3 protein-coding genes are annotated in these 3039 nt (G+C 65.6%); 1 reads left to right on the top strand and 2 read right to left on the bottom strand.

The window, feature by feature from the left end:
- Window positions 1–1253: hydantoinase/oxoprolinase family protein (locus DH10_RS35015; RefSeq protein ID WP_192385890.1), on the bottom strand; the 1253-nt coding region annotated here is incomplete at its 3' end.
- Window positions 1254–1342: 89 nt separating this feature from the next.
- The gene (locus tag DH10_RS35010) at window positions 1343–2248 is read right to left on the bottom strand and encodes a LysR family transcriptional regulator (protein WP_192247216.1); all 906 of its coding nucleotides are present in this window, start codon (window positions 2246–2248) and stop codon (window positions 1343–1345) included.
- Between the two features lie 114 nt (window positions 2249–2362).
- Here DH10_RS35010 and DH10_RS35005 point away from each other — a divergent pair.
- On the top strand, window positions 2363–3039 hold a 677-nt coding region (locus DH10_RS35005), incomplete at its 3' end, for an NAD(P)/FAD-dependent oxidoreductase (RefSeq protein ID WP_192385889.1).

Here is a 3039-nt window from a genome sequence, read left to right as displayed (position 1 = left end):
AGCCGCGCGGCAAGCTCGCCGACCGCGCGACGCGCCATGCCGGTATCGATCCTGAGCTGGCCATAGGCCATTTCGCTGTGACCGAGCCATCCGCACACCACCATGGCGTCCGTCACCGTCGCCTGCTCGCCGCCACGGCCGTAGCATGCCGGTCCAGGCGTCGAGCCGGCCGACTCCGGTCCGATCCGCAACACACCCTGCGCGTCGACGCTGGCGATCGAGCCGCCGCCGACGCCGATCGAACTCACCGACACGGATGGGATATGGAGCGGAAACTCGCCAATCAACTCGCCGGTCCCGAACTGCGGCTCGCCGTCGATGATGAGCGCGAAGTCGGCGGAGGTCCCGCCGATATCGAGAGTAAGGACCTTGTCCTCTCCGGCCTGACGCGCCAGCCACGACGCACCGATGACCCCGGAGGCCGTTCCCGACAGCAGCATGTTCACGCAGGCGCGCTTGCCTTCGGCAGCGTTCATCAATCCGCCATTCGACTTCGTCAGCATCGGGCGGGCCGGCACGCCGCGGCTTTTCAGGCGCTCTTCCAGTGCCGTCAGATAGCCTGAGACGCGCGGATGGACGTAGCCGTTGAGGATGGCGGTCGAGCTACGCTCGTATTCGCGGATGACCGGCCACACCTCGGCCGAGGTGAAGACGAAGAGGTCCGGTTCAAGACGGGCGATCTGTGCTTTGACCGAGGCTTCCTGCGCGGCGTTGCGCCAGGCATGGAGGAAGGACACGATGATGCCTTGCGCATCGTTCGCCTTCGCCACTGCCACCGCCCTCTCCACCGCCGCCATGTCCGGCGCCTGCGATTCACTGCCATCGGCGCGCATGCGAGCCGGAATGCCGAACACCATGTCGCGGGCGATCAGCGGGTCCGGCCGGGAGCAAAACAGCGAATACATATCCGGCATGCGAAGCCGCGCGAGTTCGATCACGTCCTCGAAGCCGGCATTGGTGAACAGCGCGAGCGGCGCGCCCTTGCGCTGGATGATGGTGTTGATGCCGACCGTCGTGCCGTGCACGAAGCGCGTCATATGGGTGGGATCAAAGCCTTCGCGCTCGGCCAGAAGGGTGAGACCCGTCATCAACTCGGCGCCCGGGTCCTCCGGCGTCGTCAGCACTTTCAGCGAGGCGACGCGTCCGGAACGGGCTTCGAGCGCGCAGAAATCGATAAATGTCCCGCCGATGTCGACGCCGACTTTCCAGTCGGCTGCGTTCCGCGCCTCGTCCGTCGCGATGGCTCCGTCCATGATGCGTCCCTTCCTGTCTGCCAACCGAAGCTGGCACGACCGGTTGGCCCGGGTCCAAGATGGATGATGAGCGAGGATATAAGTTTTGCTTATGCTTTGGCGCGACGTTCACCAAGAACGGCGGAACAGGCCGCGCGGATTTCATCGCGCATCATCTCATCGGCCCGCGAAAGGGCTCGTGCGCGCGAAGTAAGCAGTGCAATCGGAAATTCCGGTCCCGCCGCGAGCGGCCTGACGACAAGCCCTGCAAATTGCTGCCACGGCAGCAGCGCGTCGACGAGAGCGATGCCGAGACCGGCCTGGACAAACCCGACCGCGGAGATGGATGCGTCGATCTCGAGCGACGGCGAAAGCGCCACACCTTGCGCGCGGGCCGCGTGAGCCAGCTCGTCGGCGGGACGGGTGTTTCCGCGATAGGATATCAACTCTTCCCCGGCGAGGTCGGCAAGCGTCGGCTCGGTTTTCCTGGCCAACGCATGCTTGGCGGGCAGCAGACACGCGAAGCCTATGCTGCCGATCACTTCGGCCTCGATGTCGGGAGGCAGGCGGTCGTCCATGGCCACGCCGAGGCTGGCATCGCCCGCGCGCAGCATGTCGACGATCGCAGCGATCGGCGCGCTATGGGAACGCAGCAATATGTTGGGATGCTGCGCCCGGAATTTGGTGAACGCGCGAGGCAATATCGCCATGGCCGGCGGCGGCGAAGCCGCGACCCGCACCAGCCCCGCCCGGCCGAGACGCAGATCCGTGGTCTTGCGGCGCAGCCCATCGAGCCCTGCTGACAGCCTCTCGGCATCGGGGAATATCTCCAGGGCCTCTGGAGTCGGACGTAGCCGGCCCTTCACCCGTTCGAACAACGTGAAGCCGAGTTCGTCCTCGGTGTGAAGCAGAACCTGGCTGAGCGCAGGCTGGGAAATGTTCAGCATCCGCGCCGCTGCGGTCACGGTACCCGCGCGCATGACGGCGATGAACACTTCGAGCTGCCGCGCCCGCATTGCCACTCCATAGGTAAAGCTTATGGCTTTTGTCCAAACCCATCTTTGACGCAATGCCGCTGCGTGGACAAGATCGAAGCTTCGAGGATCGTTTGCTGTTTGCAAGGGGCCGCAATGGATGTGATCGTGCTGGGCGGCGGGCTGATGGGGACTGCCTCGGCCTGTTTCCTTGCCAGGCGCGGCGCACGCGTGACGCTGATCGAACGCAACCGCGTCGGTGCCGGGGCAACCGTCGCGTCCTTCGGCAACATCCGGCGCACGGGGCGTCATCTGTCCCAGCTTCCGCTGGCCCACCGCTCGCTCAGGCTATGGGCCGGGGCCGAGAAGATGCTGGGCCGCGATGTGGAATTTCGCGCCACCGGTCATATTCGCCTGATCTTCGATGAAGGCGGTCTCGCCGACATGCGCGCCTATGCCGAGGCGGCGCGACCCTGGGGACTCGAGCTGGAGGAGCTCAGCCCACGTGAGATTCAAACGCGTTTTCCCGGCCTTGGCCCAGACGCGATCGCGGCGTCGTTTTCACCGCATGATGGCAGCGGCAATCCGCGGCTGATCGCGCCGGCCTTTGCCGAGGCTGCCCGCAAGCTGGGCGCGAAAATCGTCGAGGGAGCCGAGATCGGGACGATCAGGCACACCGGTTCTGGTTTCCTTGTCGCCACTTCAAAAGGGTCATTCGCTGCCGAGTGCCTGCTCAATACCGCCGGCGCCTGGGGCGCGCGCATCGCAGCGCAGTTCGGCGAAGAGGTGCCGCTCGAGGCCCGCGGCCCGCAGATGGGCGTGACCGAGCCGCT

The sequence above is a fragment of the Mesorhizobium silamurunense genome (assembly GCF_014843825.1).
GTDB lineage: Bacteria > Pseudomonadota > Alphaproteobacteria > Rhizobiales > Rhizobiaceae > Mesorhizobium > Mesorhizobium silamurunense.
This window is presented reverse-complemented; position numbering and strand designations above follow the sequence as displayed.